The sequence below is a fragment of the Streptomyces sp. P9-2 genome (genome assembly GCF_051903975.1).
Taxonomy (GTDB): Bacteria; Actinomycetota; Actinomycetes; order Streptomycetales; family Streptomycetaceae; genus Streptomyces; species Streptomyces cellulosae.
On sequence record NZ_CP192633.1, the window covers coordinates 5,917,465 to 5,932,433 of the forward strand.

Here is a 14,969-nt window from a genome sequence, read left to right on the forward strand (position 1 = left end):
GAACGTAAAGCCGGTGTAATTCACGTGTCAATAGTTTGAACACAGCGAGGCTGTAAGGGACTTGGAAGACGTCAGGTCTCGACACCGGCTCTGGGCCCGTGAGGGGCGGCTCTGTGGGGACTCGGAGCCCGGTCCTTGCGGCGGTGCGTCGGTACTCCGTGACGCACCGCCGTAGCCCCTGTGAGAACGTCGGCGACTCAGAGCGCTCGCACGCCCGCGACCGCGCGGTCCCGCCACAGGCAGTACACGGCGGCCGGATCGTCCCAGTACCGCCAAGGGAGGGCGTTCACGTAGCCGTCGACCAGCCGATACTGCTGCAGCGCCTCGGCGCACCGGTTCTGCCGGGTCAGGAAGTAGGCCAGCAGATGACGTACGGCAGGGACGTCCGGGTGGTCCGGCGGCGCGGCGGACACGTCCGCGAGGGCGGCGTCGACCATGTCGAACACGTACGGCTCGCGGAAGTCGTCCGCCTTCGCCGCGCGGTCACGGTGCTCGTACCACGCGATCAGCGGCAGCGCGGCGAGCAGACTGCCGGCAGGCGCCTTGGCGGCGGCCTCCCGGGCGAAGGACGCGGCCAGGTTCTCCGAACCGTGCCACTTCGCGCACCAGTACTGGAGGGCCGCCGAGTGCGCGCCGAAGTGGTGGGGGTCCCGTGCGGTGACCTCCTCCCAGATGTGGTGCATCCTCTCGTGCGGGTGGTTCAGGCCGAGCGCGGTCCAGATCTCGCTGATGTACGGGGAGGGGTCGCCGTCCGGGTTCACCTTCAGCGCGTGAGCGTTCAGCCGCGGTGCCTGGGTCAGCGTGCCGATGAACCCGGAGACCTGCTCACGGCTGGTGTCCTTCGCCCAGCCGCCGCCCCGCAGATGCCAGGCCAGGGACACCGTCGCCCGGGCACGGACCAGCGCCGCGTCCGGATCGTCGGGGCCGGCCGACTTCTCCCAGGCGTCCAGCCAGCTGTCGGGCTGCGCGGCCCGGTGCGTGCCGAGCACGTTGGCGTAGTAGGAGCGACGCGCCCAGTCGCGCTGCTCCCTGGTGCGGGCCAGCAGGCGGGCCGCCGGTTCCCAGCTTCCCCGGGTCGCCGCTGCCCTGGCGGCCTGCTCCAACTCGGGGTCGGCCGCGGAGTACAGCGTGTTCTGGGCGGACTGGGGCATAAAGCCCAGCGCCTCGGCCCTGCGGGCCGACTTTCGGGGTGAGGAGGGTCCTCCCGCGACACGGCGGTAGTAGGCGACGGACATGGCCACGACCAGTCCGACAACGATGAGGCGGGCGATCTCCACGGGTCACGCACCGCCCTGGCGTGCTGTGACCGTCATGAAGAGTTGCGCACGAACGAATACACCCATGGTGGTGGGGTCCTCCTGAGGCGGGGATGGCGGTGAGAAAGGGCGTGGGGGAGGGGGAGTATGACCCGCCGTCATCGCACGTCGCAAATGTGTTCCCCCGCCTCGCGGGGCCCGGCGAGGGCTCGCGAGCTCCGTCGGGAGGCGGCGTGGGACGCTGTGAATGGTGAGGGGAGGCAGGGTGGCGCGCAGCCGGACGACGAGGGTGGCCGTGGCGGCACTCGTGATCGGCGGCGCGTTCGTCGCGGGCTGTGCCCAGCAGGGCGGGGCGCCTGCCGTGTCGGCGGGCGAGCCCCGCCTGACCGTGTCACCGGTACCGACGACTCGCGCGGAGCTGGTCGAAGCGTGGGCGGCCGAGCTGGAGCGGGCGGGACGGGACCTGCCGGAGGGCTGGCGGGCGCTGTCCACGGAACAGATCCGCGGCCGCTACCTGCACCAGCGGTTGGTCAACGCGCCGAACGCCGACGACATCGACCCGGGTATGGACGGGCCGGAGTCCGACTGAAGAGGCGTGCGTGCGGGCCTGACACCCCCGGCCGGGGCGCCGTCAGCAATTCGGAATGACCGCCCCGCCGTTGTCCCGCGCCTCGTCGTTCCCCCACCGCGACAGGTAGTACGCCGACACATACGCCCCGCGTCCGTTCTTGCCCGCGTAGGTGACGTCGAGGTCCGTCTTCAGCCACCAGTGGTTGTAGGTGCCGTTCGCGCCGCGGATCTCCTGGCCCCACACCTTGCAGTACACGTAGTTGGTGCCCGCGTTGAGGACGCCCTGCGCGTCGTTGGTGTTCGGCTGGGCGTAGCCCGTGGCGTCGGCGAAGGTGTCCACCCAGTAACGGCCGCCGCCGCAGCCGTTGTCACTGGTCAGGTGGTAACTGCCGTACGAGCCTGGGTAGGCGAGGGCGGCTCCGTTGATGGTGATCCGCTGGCCGACGCCGTTGAGGAGCTGTTCGTAGTGGATGTGGGCGCCGGAGCTGTTCCCGGTGCTTCCCGTCGTGCCGATCTGCTGTCCCTGGCCGACGTAGGCGCCGGTGGCGACGGAGAAGGCGTTCAGGTGGAAGTAGTAGGTCTTCCAGCCGCTGCCGTGGTCGATCACGATGTAGTTGCCGGCGCCGTTGGCCTCGTAATGGCGGGTGGCGGTCCCGGCCGCCGAGGCGAGGACGGGCGCGCCGCTGGTGGCGCCGCCGTCGCTGCGGACGAAGTCGAGCGCCTGGCGGACCTCGGCCGAGTGGTGGCTGTACGTCCACTTCTGGCCGCAGGCGAAGGGCGCCTTGAACACGGGCGCCGCCTGCGCGGGCGCCGCCTGCGCGGGCGCCGCCTGCGCGGGCGCCGCCACGAGCAGACTTCCCACCAGAGCCACGAGGCCGACCAGGGCGATGCGTATCGAGCGCAAGGCTGTCTCCGAACTGCGACGGGCGGCGTCGCACGGCGATGTCAGCGGACAGGGGCGCCGACCAGGATGCCGTAATTGAAGCGTTCACGACAGGCCGCCCGCCTTACCTGATCGAACACTGCTTCACATCCAACGGCTTGCTCACCCCCGCCGGCCTGCTGCACAGCACCTCCGCGTTCGACAGCCCCTCCGGTGTCCTGCGGACGCGGGCGAGGACGATGCTGTGGCCGTGGCGTTCGCCGTACAGCGGTGCGTCGGTGAAGTCGATCGTGCCGGTGGCCATGCCCTCCAGCTTGACGACCCTGAGGTTGACCCAGGTCGCCGCGCGGCTCTGGCGTACGTCGCCGAGGCTCGCCGCCCAGTACAGCGCGCGGGTCGCGTCGTGGGCGAGGGCCGTCTGGCCGCTGGCGAAGCCGGGGGCGTCGTAGGTCGCCTCGCCCGGCTCGAGCCAGGGGAGGTGCTGGGCCGCGTCCTGGTAGAAGGCGGTGCCGGACGCCGCCTCCCGCAGTTCCGCCAGCGCCGCGTGGTACAGCGTGATGCGCGGGGCCACGCCGTCCCGGCCGCCCGTGCCGGAGAACTTGGCCTTGCTCAGGTCGTCCCCGGTGAGGATCGATATCTCCCGGTTGGCGCAGCCCGGTTCGACGCCCAGTTGCGTCATCAGCGGGCCGATGTCCTCGACGCGTCCGGCGAAGTAGATGACCGACGGGACGTCGTCACCCCGGCAGATGCTCTCCGCGTGCAGCCGGAGTTCGGGCTTGCCGTTCGCCACGCGGTAGGTGCGCGAGGGCAGCAGACGGAAGCCCTTCTTACGCAGCATCTCTCCGCCGTAGTAGGCCTGTTCGCTGGTGTACCGGTCCTGCGACGCCTTGGTGTCGCGGGCCAGGACGAGCGCGTACGGGGCCTCGCCCTTGCCGCGGAGTTGCTGCGTGACCAGACCGAGCGCCTCCGCCTGGTGCTCGTCCGGGGCCGCCAGGCTGAACCAGTTGGAGAAGTCCTTCGGCAGATACGTCGCCGAGTTGGTGCCGGACACGATGGGCAGGCCCGCCGCCTGCAGCCGCCGCGTCACGTCGGGGCTGCTCTGCAGGTCGCGGCCGAAGCCGACGACACCGACGACCGTCGGATCGTGCTCGGCGTACCGCGCGATCGCGTCGGCGGTGAAGCGCTGGTGGCCCATGTCCGCGCCGCCGTTGGCGAGCAACACGCGTAGCTTGACGCGGTAGTTCTCGTTCACGACACGCTGGGCGAGATACACGCCGGCCAGCTCCTCCGCGCCCTTGACCAGGGACGGGTCCACCGTGGCCGAGCTCAGCGGGCCCGCGTACACCACGGTGACGTAGGCGCGGGGATTCTCGCGCAGCACCTTGGCGTTCTCGTTGTGCACCAGCTTCTCCAGCTCGTGCAGCCGCCCGCCCTCCGAGTCGGACCCGCCCTTGAGGTGGGAGCCGAACCGTACGTCGCCCGTCGATATGCCGACGCACTCCGTGCCGCCGCCCGGCGCGGGGCGCAGCTCGGTGTCTCGGTCGGCGGTCAGCAGACCCGCCGAGCAGTACGTGCGGTGCAGGTCGCGGGCGTGTACGACGCCGACGGTGGCGGCCAGTGCGAGGACCAGCGCCAGGCTGTACGCCGACCACACGACCCGGGCCACGGGCGGCCGGTGCCGAGCCCGCACGCACCGCCAGTCCGCCTGTCGCAGCTGGACCAGCTCCTCGCGCGGGAGCGCTATGCGCAGCACCCAGGGCAGGGCGTTGGTGCGGCTCGGGGACTGGTCGGCGCGGAGGTTCCCGGCCCACTCGTCGTACCAGTGCCGCAGGCGTTGCTGCAGGCGGGCAGGGCGGGAGAGCAGCTGGGAAGGGGAGTTGGCGCCGTTCGGGGGTGTGCCGGTGTCGGTGCCCCGGTCGAGCAGCGGGGCGTCCTCCGCCGCCACCCCGGCGACGATCAGCAGGGGGTCCAGTTCGCTGCGCCGGCTGCGGACGTCGCTGACGGCCTTGATCAGCTCGATGCCGCCGTTCTCGCGGCTCACCCGGCGCAGGATCAGCACCGGGGGCCGCGTCCGCTTCAGGCCGCGCAGGTCCCAGCTGGCGCGGCGGTGGTTGTCCCGCAGGTCCTCGAAGAGCGCCAGCACGTACAGCTGGAGGGGGAAGACGCCGCCCTCCCGCATGGCCTCGGCGACGTCGTAGGCGCGGGCGGCGATCGCGCGCCAGGAGTGGACGGGCCGCAGCAGCCGCACGCTGGTCGACTGCCGGCGCGCCGCGGACTGGAGGAACGTCGTGGTCAGGAACCAGCGGCTCTCCCTGCGCAGCCACAGGAAGAGGGGCGCGCGCCCGGGCACATGGTTCAGCGCGGCCAGAAGGATCATCAGACCGATGCCGGCGAGGACGGCGACGTACCACTCGGGGCGGGTCAGCAGGGAGGTGAGCGCGCCCAGGACGCCGGCGGGCAGGAACTGCTGCACGTCGTTGAGCAGCGCCTGCCGGTTGCGGGGCGCGGTCCTGCGGGGACGCCAGCGCTGCCGGGCGAGGATGCGGAGCAGCTGGGTCTGGGCCTGCTCGCGCTGCGCGTTGCCGTCCGGGGTGCCCGCCGGGGCGGTCGGCCAGTGCTCGTCCATCTCCGGGTCGTCGGTGGCGTCCTGGAGGGCGCGGACCAGTCCGAGACGGGGGAAGGAGTAGGGGCGGTAGGCGGCGGAACGGTCGCCCCACTTCCGGCTGTCGCCCAGGTCGCGCAGGAGGCGTACGGCCTGGGCGGTGGGGTCCAGGTGGGGGTCGTCCTGCGGCGGCTCGGTGGGGGCGACGGCCAGGCGCGTCCCGTGGCTCTGTTGCCCTTCGCGCAGTTCGTCGACCAGCTCCGTCACACGGTCGTCGTCCTCGGCGTCCTCCGCGTGCAGCACGATCACCGGCATCGGGGGGTCGCCCGCGCGGAAGTCCTGGATCAGCGACTCCAATTGCCGCTGGACGTCGATCCCCGCCCCCGTCGACATGCCCTGGTGGCCTCCCGGACAGTCCTGCGGGAACATCTGGTCCCGGCCGAGCATGGACACCCCCCGTTGTCGTACGACACACGTGTCACAAGCGCTCAGCGAGAATAACGCTTGCCTGTGACAACGGGTGGTGCAGAAAGGGGGATTTCCTGCGGACGCGGGGCGGTGGCCCAACACGCTTGTGTGTACCGGAGTTCGGTTGTTCCGGACGGTCGCCACCGCCGAGGAGCGCCGACGGCCCGTTCGGTAGTCTGCGGCGTACCGCAGGTCCCGCGGCTGATGCTCCCCCGCACCGCCACGGGGAGTATCGAGGGAAGTGAACAGTGGAGCAGTTCGCCGCGGGCAGGGTCCTGCGCGGCAGGTACCGGCTGGACCGGGTGCTCGGCCGGGGCGCGATGGGGAAGCCTGAGACCGCCACGGCGTGAACGACGGCTGCCACTCCAGCGCCGACTGCCACCCGTCCTCGGCCGGATGGAACGGCGTCCTGATCCGGAGGTACGGCCCCCGGGAAGATGCCCGTCTCCGGATCCGCGAGGAACCGCTCCAGCGCGAGCCGTGTGTCGTCGTAGGCCAGCGCGTACGTCGTGCAGGGACGGTCACCACGACCGCCGGGGGCACGACACCGTGACAGCCGGCGAAGGCGCCGTGACGATCAGCGTCAAAAATACCGCCCACCTCGGACAGTTCGCTGTGGGGCACGACGGCGTGGGGCAAGAACCGCGAAAGCTACGAGTGGAAACACGACAGTTCCTCCTCGCAGACCGCTACCCACCCCGTGATGACCGTTCTGTTTGACATGGCTCGGAAAGTCGGCGACCTCCTCTACGAGTTCGCCGAGGCGGCCGTCTACCTCAACGGCGAAGTGTGGGACCTCTACCTCGAAGCCGTGCGCGAGGCGATCCCGAAGATCGAGGTGAACCTCAAGGACGGCGTCGGCATGGATGACGTCAAGGGGCTGGTCAAGGGCCTGGGTAAGAGCATTGCCAAGGGAGCGTCCCAACTGGGGCAAGGCATCGTCCTGAACATGGACACCGCCAAGCTGAACGCGATCGTCACCGAGTACAACCGTCGCGTCGACGCGCTGGTCCCGAAACTCGACGCACTCTGGGTCCCCTGGACGAGGCACACCGGAGCGCCCCGAAATTCGAGGCCCAGGAGGCGCGTGCGGAGGCCTTCGGCGCGAGAGCCCTCAACGATTTCAAGGACGAGCACCCCTGGACCGATCCGGAGGACACCAAGAAGGGCGTCTACCGCGTCCACCTGGCGAGCAGCGAATGGCTGGAGAACGGGCACACCCTGGACAAGCACGTGGGGAAGACCCCGGAACAACTCGCCCAGCGCCTCCGCGACCAAGGAGACCCTCCCACCGGAAGCTGGGTGCACGGACGACCGAGCATCGGCGGCGCTTCGACCTTCACCGATCTGAAAAGCGCGCAACGGTACACGCAATACAACATCGACGCTCATGCCGCCGAAATCAAGGCATGGCTCGACGGCCCACCCGACGCTGCCAACATGTACAAGAAACTCGTCGGCCCGGGACCCAACGGAGAAGTCACGGGTATCGGCGTGAGGAAGCAGCCGTACGACCCGTCCGATCCCATGACGGGTTTCAAAGAAGGGGGAATGAACGTCAAATCACTGGAGATGCAAAAGATCGACACACGCCTGAAGTACGATCCCAACCTTGATCCGCCGTTCGTCGTCGTCACGTCCATGCCGGCGCTGTGACCGATCCACTGGAAAGGAGTGTCATCCATGACCCGGGACGCATGGGAGGACGCTGTCGTGCGTCTGCTGGATGACGTGTACGCCTTCGCCTCAACTGGCCCCCGGACTTCTGCGGGATGGCAGAGCGACGCTCTGGCCGTGATGAACAGGGAGCCCGACGACCCCCGCGGATGGGTCACCCTGGACTGGGACAAGGAGAAGGAGGAACGGAGCGCAGGCCGCCCCTGTTACCCCTTCGTCCGTCTGTCGCAGGAGGAGTTGATGAGTCGGCTGTACCCGGTGACGGCTGGGACGGCTACTCGTCTCCTCGTGGAGATGACACATGAATGGGGGCCGGCCGGAACGGAGGAACAGACCAGGGCGGCAGTCGCCGACGCCGGAACCGTGCTGGACCGGTACGGGAATGAAAGCTCCTATTACTGCAATGTCTCCGAGGCGCGTGACAATCCGTCGCCGGATCTCACCGAGGGAATCACCGGCTGGAATCCTCTGACCGATTTCATCGGCGATTTCGGATTCGTCGTCGTATCACCGGAAGAGGTCGGTGTCTTCTGGTCCTTCGACGCCAGGTGAGGGGAACACCGTAATGCGTACCCGAAGCGCGAGCTACCCCGACCGCGAAACGGCTCAGTGGGCCACGCAGCGGGTGGTGACCGCGAATGAACAAGCCATCCACCGTTGGCTGGCCCAGTCCACAAGGGCACGGCTGACCATCGAGGCCTCATGGCCTTCCCGGCCCGATCCCGTGGGGCAGGTACTCCTTCACGCGATGATGCTGGCGGGCCGGGAGCCCGTCGACGTGCGCGCGGCGCGAGTCGTCCTGAAACGCGACGCGTCCCGCCCGCATGGATTCGTGGTGCACTCCACGTTCCCCATCCATCTGTGACCCACCAGCCATCATGGTCGCCACGGCCGCCGGCACGGTTGCCGGCGAGGCGCCTCCGAGGCTTCCGATGGTGGCGGCGACAGTCGCCGTGTACGCGCCGGCGGAGAGCCCGCCTTCGAGCGCGGCGTAGCGGGCCGCCATTTTGATCCGCTGGTCCACGATGACGTCCGCGGGCACACCCGCGTACCGGTCCTGGAAGTACTGCCAGTCGACCTTCTCGGTGTACGCGTTCATCGCGTGGGCGGCGAGCTTGGTGAACCAGTTGCCCGACTTGATGTCGTCCGCGCTCAGGCCTTTGACGAAGTCCTTGATCTGAGCCTGTTCCTCTTCGACGACCTTGCGGTCGGCGGTCTCGTCGGCCTCGTCCACGTCGATGTCGGCGTCGATGCCGGCAGCGTGCGTCGGCGCGTCTTTCATGGCGCGTTCCCCCAGACCTTCCCGCGGCCGGCCGGGCCGCGGGGTGCGTGCCCCGGCTGCCGTCTCCGCGACGATCGGCGTGTGACCAGCAGGTACGCCTGTACGGCAGGGGGCTGTACATGGCGGGCGGCGCCGACGTGTAGTGGGCAAGCGGGTTGTCAACTCTGCGGACAGGTACGAGTGTTGACCCTATGGTGGGTCGTGAGGGACGGACGGTGCGCGACAGCGGGGCCAGCGGTTGCGGTTGCGGCTCGGCGTCGGGCGCCGAGCGCGAACATCATCCATCACGTCGTGAGGGGACGACATGACGGCGACCGCGCCATCGGGTGGGACACCGGAACCCGGGCCGAATACTGCCGGGGACGGCGACGGAGGCACCACCTCGGGGCCGGCGGGACAGGGCGGAGCCTCGAACGGGGCTTCACCGCCCGCCCACGTACCGCCCCCGCCGACGCGACCGCCGGATGTGCCGCCTCCGCCCCCGGCGTCACCAGGACCGGGCACCGTGGCCGACGACGGTCTGCGGGCGGTCCTCCCCGAAGCCCTCGGCGTGCCTGCCGGAGCCTCCCGGCGCAAACGGAGGCTGTGGTTGGCCGTGGCGGCGGTGAGCACAGTGCTGGGCATGCTGGGCGGGGCGCTGCTGGCGTACCTCATGATCGAGCCGAGCGTCAGCAAGGAGAACGACTCCAACAAGGCGTACGACGCCGGCCAGCCGCCGTTCACGGTGTCCGTGCAGCCCGAGCAGAGCGCGCCTTCCGAATGGGTCATGGTGCTCGACCGGACGTTGACCGACGAAGAGGTCCGCAAGATGAAAGCCAGTTCGGACGTCTTCTCGTACCTCAAGTCACTGGGCGGCCGTCCGCTCGCCTACGCGCCGTACCTGGAGCACGCTCCGCAGCGGTACCTGGAGCAAACCGCCCATGGGTCCATGGAGGTTTCGGACACCTTCAAGATGACTGTGATGAGCACGCGCCAGTACGCGGTGGCCATCAACGACTGGGAGGTCACGGACCTCACGTGCAGGAAGAGCACCGCGCAGGCCGTCGTCGGCCAACCGCCTCAGGGCGGGGCCGCCTATGAAGGCATCCGCCTCCATCTTCCGTCCCGCGCCGACGAACCGGTGCTGACCGACGATACCCAGGGACAGGGCGAGCCCTATTTCGGCAGTCGTTTCATCGAGGTGGGCAACGGCCAGTCCTCGGGCGGACTCCGGGTGGAAGGCATCGCGCCGCGAGGGCAGGTGTGCGAGTGGGGCATCCGGGTCCACTACAACGACACCTACCGGCCGGAAGGGCGTTGGGTCCAGCTGCAGGACGACAAGGGCGAGCCGCTGCGCATCCGCACGGAGTCCGTCCCGGAGAACCCCCGGCAGAGCTGGGTCTTCGGGGCGATGCCCTGGACGTCGTGCGACGAGATGCCCGAGGGGGACGATTGTTACGGTCTGCGCTGACGGGCCGGGTCGCGGTGCTGGCCGCCGTGCTGACCGTCCTGTGTGTCCAAGGCTGCGGCTCTTCGGCGTCCGACGATGAGAAGAGGCCGGAGCCGGTTCCCTCGGCGCCCTACTGGGGCAACCGGGGATATGCCCTTCCGGACGGCCCGTTCACCCGTGAGGACACGGTCGTCACCGCCACATGCAACATGGGCGCGCGGTACGCCGGGGTGGATGTCCAGGCCTGGGACCCCGAGCGGTGGGAACTGCTCGACACACGGAACTTCTTCATCCCGGTGGACGCCGCGTTCACCAACTATCCGGGCGTGCAGGCTGTCCACAGCCCTCTCGTGGAGCTCTGCGGAGTCACTCCGGACAGCCCGTCTCCCTACGCCGTGGACGACTTGGAGTACGTCACTCCCCGGGTCCGTGCACTCTTCGACCTCGCGTACACCCGCATGGCGGTGGTGCTCCGGGACGCGGACGGCAGGACGACACACGCCGGCTATGTGGAAAGCGGTGGCAACGCCGACGACTTCGTGCGCCTCAGCGACGCGGAGAGCGATGACGAGCAGAACGCCGTGATGGCCCCGGACGGGCGGAGCGTGTGGTTCACCTACTTCACCGCTGACGGCGAGCGCAGGATCGGCTCGCGGTCCACGGAGGGGGATCATCGCCTGTCCGACCAGGGCCCGGCGACGGGGCACGACCTTCCTTTGACAGTCTCGGGGAAGCCGCCGCACGCGGTCCAGGCCGACATGGTCCGTCTCGCGCCCGACGGTCGTCGTTTCACGGCGACCGCACCCAAGATCTACGGGCATGTCTTCCGTACCCGGGCCTCCTCGGGACCGCTCAACGCGGCGTCGGGTCGCACCGCCACCCTGCTCAACGGGTGTCTCGGCGTCGTCGGCTGGGTCGACGGTGAACGAGTGCTGTGCCGCACTCAGTCCGGTTCGTTCCGGACGGTGAACACTCGGAGCGGTCGTGCCGAGGGGAACGCCGTCGCCGTGATACGTGAGGACGACGGCAGGGTCGCCGAGGGGATGGTGGTCTCGGCGGACGGTGAGAGGTTCATCGTGTCCGTTCACCTGCCCAACGACCGTTCGGGGGGCCCGCTGGGACTGGATGACTTCCGGGTGGTGTCGACATCGGGGGAGGGCGTGGCGGTTCCCATCTCTGCGGACCTCTTGACCGACGGCACGGTGTTCTTGGAATGGCGTTGAGAGAGGGCGGGGGCGGGTGCACGGGCGGGGCCTGTACAGGGGAGGGTGCGCCGGTCGTGCGTGGAAGGGGAAGGGGAAGGCACCGCTCGGCAGGAGGGGCCGCGAGTCCATAGTCGGTGGACGGTGTTACTTCCCGTGACATGAATGACCACGCGCTACGGCGGCTGCGGCAGGACGGCCGCCTGGCCGAACTGGCCGCCTGACCCTGCGACTTCGACCTCGACCGGGCCGTCCACGGCCATGTTGAGGAGGTGCGCCTCACCTCGGGCGACCCCTGGAGGTGATGGCCGGGGACGATACCGGCGGCACGTACTTCGTGTGCGCGGACGGCTCGGTGCTGTGCTCTACGCCGACTCGGAGGGCACGGCTGGGATCATCGGTTCCAGTGTCGACGAGGCCCTGGAATTGGTGATCGGCTGCCCGGCTGGCGCGGCTACACCCACTTGTCGCCGGACGACGGCGTGGAGAAGATCCTGGCGCGCGTCACGGAGACCGAGGACGAGATCCGTGAGCACCACGGAATCGACGAGGAGCATGCCGAGCTCCGTGCGGCGCTGGGCTTCCCGGAAAGCTCCCCGCTCGAGCTGGTGGTCAGCCTGCGTGCCGCGCTGCTGCGCACTGAGCCGGACTTCGATCTGCTCCACGCAGAGGAGGGGTGCGCGTACGACAGGCTGGGCCTGGACGGTCCCCCGCTGTGGGAGCGGTGCTCGCGGCGGGCCGCGCCGATCTCGCCCGCCTGCGGGAGGGCGACCGCACGGCATGGTGTGAAGCCGCCGAGGACCCCGTCCGGCGCCGGCTCACCTTGCGGGCCGGGCAGTTCGACCGTGACGAGGGCGACCTGGCGCTGCGGCTCGCGGCCGTGTCGGCGGGGTTGCACGGGGACACCGGAGATCTGCCGCTTGGGAGGGAGAAACAGGGCAACGGCTCGGAGTTGGGCTGATGGGCGTCACATGAAGTCCGGGGGTTCCTCGTGACGCCGAGGTTCGTCTGCGGGCGCCAGCGGGTTCCGGCGCCGTTCGCGCCGCGGGTCTCCTTCCTGGTCCCACACCGCACCCCGGCTGGTCGGACTGCCCCGTCCTGAGCACGGCCCGCCTCTACGGCCCGGCGGACGCGGGTGCAGGCCCCGGAACCTCAGGCGGCCCGCTGAGCACGGGGGACCAGCGCCGCTCAATTGTCCGGCCGCCGGGCCTCGAAAAGTCGGTACGACGCCCGGCTGCTCCCCTCCGGTGCGTCCAGGGCGATGACCCCGCGCACCTCCAGGCCGTGTCGGGTGAGCAGGGACTCCCACAGGTCCGGGGTGAGGACCCACATGTGCAGCGTGAGGGTGCCGCCGCCCGCCGGGTGCAGGAGCTCCGGGCGTGACGTAGGTGTCGAACTGGAGCCGCGACCGTCGGAGTTGGCGTGCAGCACCGTGAAGGACAGACGGCCGCCGGGAGCCAACGAGCCGGCCAGGGCCGGGAAAGGCGGTGCGGGTCGAAGAAGTGGACCGGGCTGACGGAGTAGATCACGTCGTAGGGCTCCGCCTGGCGCAGCTGATCGACGGCGTCCGCGTGGAACAGGCGCAGCCCCGGCACGTCGGGGTGGTGGGCGCGGGCCCGTTCGATCTGGCTGGAAGAGGCGTCGACGCCGTCGGCCCGTGAGCCGTAGGCGCGGGCCAGATGCGCGGCGTGCGGCCCAGTACCGCAGCCCAGGTCGAGGACCCGTAGACCCTCCAGGTCACCGAGGACCTCGTCGCCCGGCCCGTCCAGGCCGGGGCCCCAGGTGATCCGGTCCACGTCCGGCAAGGGCGTACCGCGCTTCAAGTGGTGCTGCCCGTAGGCGTCCCACGCGGAACGCGTCTGCTGTTCGATGTGCGACACGGCTGCTCCTGTCCCGAGAGCGCCCCAACAGGAGAAGGTTCACGCGGGGTTGGTGATGTCGCGATGACCACGCACCGGGTTCAACGTGCCGAAACGCATGTCGAACCCACGTGTTTCGGTCGCGTCGGCAGCCGCGAAGTGGAGCGTGCCGCAGCGGGGGGCTGGGATGACACCGGCGCCGGGGCTCGTAGCCTTCTGATCATGGCCGACATCTACGAACTCCAGCTCACCCTCGACCTTCCGGGCGCGCTCCCGCCGCAGGACCTCGCTCTGCTTCGATGGCAGCTGGGGGAGGAGGGCGGGCGGCAGGACGACGGTTACGCGTACCCGCTGTGGGGCGGCCGCGGGCCGGCGATGCGGATCGGGGACGCGCTGGTCGGGGAGTTGTGCTCCGACGGGCCGCAGTGGGCGCTGACCGTGCGGCAGGAGGCGCATCCCGACGAGTTCGACGACCTGCGCAGGATGGTGATGTGGCTCGGCGCGCGTACGACGACCGTGGGTACCGTCGGGTACCTCCGCTTCTACGAGTCCCATGTGCCCGATGTGCTCGTCGCGGAGGCGGGGACCGTCCGCAGCACGGTCCTGCGAGTGGAGAAGGTCCTCGAGTCGGCGACCGAGGTGATTCCCGACCCCTACGCGTGAATCGGGAGGCCGTCGGTCGCCGGCCGCGTCGGTCTATTCCGGGGGCGTGGGGGTCTCCGAGGTGCGGTACATCGCCTGGACGTCCAGCTCCAGTTGTACGGTCGGACCGACGACGGCGATGCCGCGGGCCAGCATCGAGCGCCAGTTGAGGGTGAAGTCCTCGCGGTGCAGCTCCGTCTTCGCCAGGGCCGCGCAGCGCAGCTCCTGTTCGTAACCGCCGTTCACCATGCCGAGGTACGTCGTGTCCAGTCCCACGGAGCGGCTGGTGCCGTGCATGGTGAGCGTGCCGTGCAACGTCCACTTGGAGCCGCCCCGGTAGACGAACCGGGTGCTGACGAAATCGATGTGCGGGTAGCGCTCGACGTCGAGGAAGTCGGCGGAACGCAGGTGGTTGTCACGGGTCCTGTTGCCCGTGGTGATGCTGGCGGCGTCGATGCGCACCGACACCTGCGAGTCACGCATGTCCGGGGCAACGCGGATACCGCCGGTGAAGCGGGTGAAGCGTCCGTGCACGTGGGCCATGCCGACGTGCTTGGCGATGAAGCGGATCGCGGTGTGCGGCGGGTCGAACAGCCAGGTGCCGGGTGACGGCAGTTCCAGCTGGCGTGCGGGCAGCAGCGCGACATGTGCCGGGGGGAGGGCGGTGTCCGCGGCTATGTCGACGTCGCTGCGGGCCGGCGTGAGACCCTCGCCCGTGACCATTACGCTGTAGGAGCCGGGCGGGAGCACCGCCATGAACAGGCCGTACGGATCGGTGGTGCCGCGGGCGGCGACCCGGTGGCTGTCCGAGGCGGTCACCGTGACCTCGGCACCGCCCAAGGGCTGTCCCATGGGATCGACGACCTCGCAACTGTACGCGCCGGCGCCGGCCGGCAGGGGCAGTGCCGCACCCGGTGCGGTCTTGCGGCCGCTCCCCGAACGTCGACGCCGGAGCAGTCCGAGGGCCATACGATTCACCTTTCCTCCTGCGTGGCACCGCGACGGGACGTGCACCGACGGATGCGTTCACGGTCGCCGGACAGCGGCAGGTCACAGTTGCAAGCGCGATGAAGTCAACTATTGAACGATCATAGACAGG

15 protein-coding genes and 1 pseudogene are annotated in these 14,969 nt (G+C 69.7%); 9 read left to right on the forward strand and 7 right to left on the reverse strand.

Annotated elements, in window-relative coordinates:
- Nucleotides 1-197: 197 nt before the first annotated feature.
- Complete coding sequence (locus ACQY0Z_RS26720) at nt 198-1,277, reverse strand: hypothetical protein (protein WP_381730209.1); 1,080 nt, start codon at nt 1,275-1,277, stop codon at nt 198-200.
- 274 nt (nt 1,278-1,551) lie between these two features.
- Between ACQY0Z_RS26720 and ACQY0Z_RS26725 the strand changes: the two genes are divergently transcribed.
- Nucleotides 1,552-1,845, forward strand: a complete 294-nt coding sequence (locus ACQY0Z_RS26725) for a hypothetical protein (protein WP_189903552.1) — start codon at nt 1,552-1,554, stop codon at nt 1,843-1,845.
- Between the two features lie 42 nt (nt 1,846-1,887).
- Here the strand turns inward: ACQY0Z_RS26725 and ACQY0Z_RS26730 are convergent, their stop codons facing one another.
- Nucleotides 1,888-2,730, reverse strand: coding sequence for a M23 family metallopeptidase (locus tag ACQY0Z_RS26730; protein WP_439812942.1), 843 nt, complete (start codon nt 2,728-2,730; stop codon nt 1,888-1,890).
- 103 nt (nt 2,731-2,833) lie between these two features.
- Entirely contained in the window at nt 2,834-5,704 is a 2,871-nt protein-coding gene (locus tag ACQY0Z_RS26735) for an ABC transporter substrate-binding protein (RefSeq protein ID WP_439813386.1), read from the reverse strand.
- A 778-nt stretch (nt 5,705-6,482) separates the two neighbouring features.
- Here ACQY0Z_RS26735 and ACQY0Z_RS26740 point away from each other — a divergent pair.
- The 6 genes from ACQY0Z_RS26740 (at nt 6,483) to ACQY0Z_RS26765 (ending at nt 11,390) form a co-directional block, all read left to right on the forward strand.
- The gene (locus tag ACQY0Z_RS26740) at nt 6,483-7,130 is read left to right on the forward strand and encodes a hypothetical protein (RefSeq protein WP_439813409.1); all 648 of its coding nucleotides are present in this window, start codon (nt 6,483-6,485) and stop codon (nt 7,128-7,130) included.
- Nucleotides 7,013-7,435, forward strand: coding sequence for an RNase A-like domain-containing protein (locus tag ACQY0Z_RS26745; RefSeq protein WP_439812943.1), 423 nt, complete (start codon nt 7,013-7,015; stop codon nt 7,433-7,435). The genes ACQY0Z_RS26740 and ACQY0Z_RS26745 overlap by 118 nt, the downstream gene beginning before the upstream one ends.
- 27 nt (nt 7,436-7,462) lie before the next feature.
- Nucleotides 7,463-8,008 (forward strand): hypothetical protein, encoded by a 546-nt coding sequence (locus ACQY0Z_RS26750; RefSeq protein WP_439812944.1) that lies wholly within the window; start codon nt 7,463-7,465, stop codon nt 8,006-8,008.
- 13 nt (nt 8,009-8,021) lie between these two features.
- On the forward strand, nt 8,022-8,321 hold the full coding sequence (locus tag ACQY0Z_RS26755) for an RNase A-like domain-containing protein (protein WP_189903546.1): 300 nt from the start codon (nt 8,022-8,024) through the stop codon (nt 8,319-8,321).
- 922 nt (nt 8,322-9,243) lie between these two features.
- Complete coding sequence (locus ACQY0Z_RS26760; RefSeq protein WP_347226402.1) at nt 9,244-10,188, forward strand: hypothetical protein; 945 nt, start codon at nt 9,244-9,246, stop codon at nt 10,186-10,188.
- Nucleotides 10,189-10,214: 26 nt separating this feature from the next.
- Nucleotides 10,215-11,390: a hypothetical protein gene (locus tag ACQY0Z_RS26765; RefSeq protein WP_439812945.1), complete on the forward strand. Its 1,176-nt coding sequence runs from the start codon at nt 10,215-10,217 to the stop codon at nt 11,388-11,390.
- Nucleotides 11,391-11,734: 344 nt separating this feature from the next.
- On the opposite strand, the gene ACQY0Z_RS26770 is transcribed toward ACQY0Z_RS26765, so the two are convergent.
- Nucleotides 11,735-12,034, reverse strand: a complete 300-nt coding sequence (locus ACQY0Z_RS26770; RefSeq protein ID WP_439812946.1) for a hypothetical protein — start codon at nt 12,032-12,034, stop codon at nt 11,735-11,737.
- 50 nt (nt 12,035-12,084) lie between these two features.
- On the opposite strand from ACQY0Z_RS26770, the gene ACQY0Z_RS26775 reads away from it, so the two are divergent.
- Complete coding sequence (locus tag ACQY0Z_RS26775; RefSeq protein ID WP_439812947.1) at nt 12,085-12,330, forward strand: hypothetical protein; 246 nt, start codon at nt 12,085-12,087, stop codon at nt 12,328-12,330.
- 227 nt (nt 12,331-12,557) lie between these two features.
- Here the strand turns inward: ACQY0Z_RS26775 and ACQY0Z_RS26780 are convergent, their stop codons facing one another.
- Both ACQY0Z_RS26780 and ACQY0Z_RS26785 read right to left on the reverse strand, forming a co-directional pair.
- Nucleotides 12,558-12,830: a hypothetical protein gene (locus ACQY0Z_RS26780; RefSeq protein WP_439813410.1), complete on the reverse strand. Its 273-nt coding sequence runs from the start codon at nt 12,828-12,830 to the stop codon at nt 12,558-12,560.
- An 80-nt stretch (nt 12,831-12,910) separates the two neighbouring features.
- Nucleotides 12,911-13,249 (reverse strand): annotated as a pseudogene (locus tag ACQY0Z_RS26785) (class I SAM-dependent methyltransferase); the annotation flags it as partial.
- A 201-nt stretch (nt 13,250-13,450) separates the two neighbouring features.
- On the opposite strand from ACQY0Z_RS26785, the gene ACQY0Z_RS26790 reads away from it, so the two are divergent.
- Nucleotides 13,451-13,891 carry a hypothetical protein gene (locus ACQY0Z_RS26790; RefSeq protein ID WP_439812948.1) on the forward strand — a complete coding sequence of 147 codons (441 nt, stop codon included), beginning with the start codon at nt 13,451-13,453 and terminating at the stop codon, nt 13,889-13,891.
- Nucleotides 13,892-13,924: 33 nt separating this feature from the next.
- On the opposite strand, the gene ACQY0Z_RS26795 is transcribed toward ACQY0Z_RS26790, so the two are convergent.
- A complete protein-coding gene (locus ACQY0Z_RS26795) occupies nt 13,925-14,839 on the reverse strand; it encodes a YceI family protein (RefSeq protein ID WP_347226406.1) in 915 nt (304 codons plus the stop codon).
- Between the last annotated feature and the right edge of the window lie 130 nt (nt 14,840-14,969).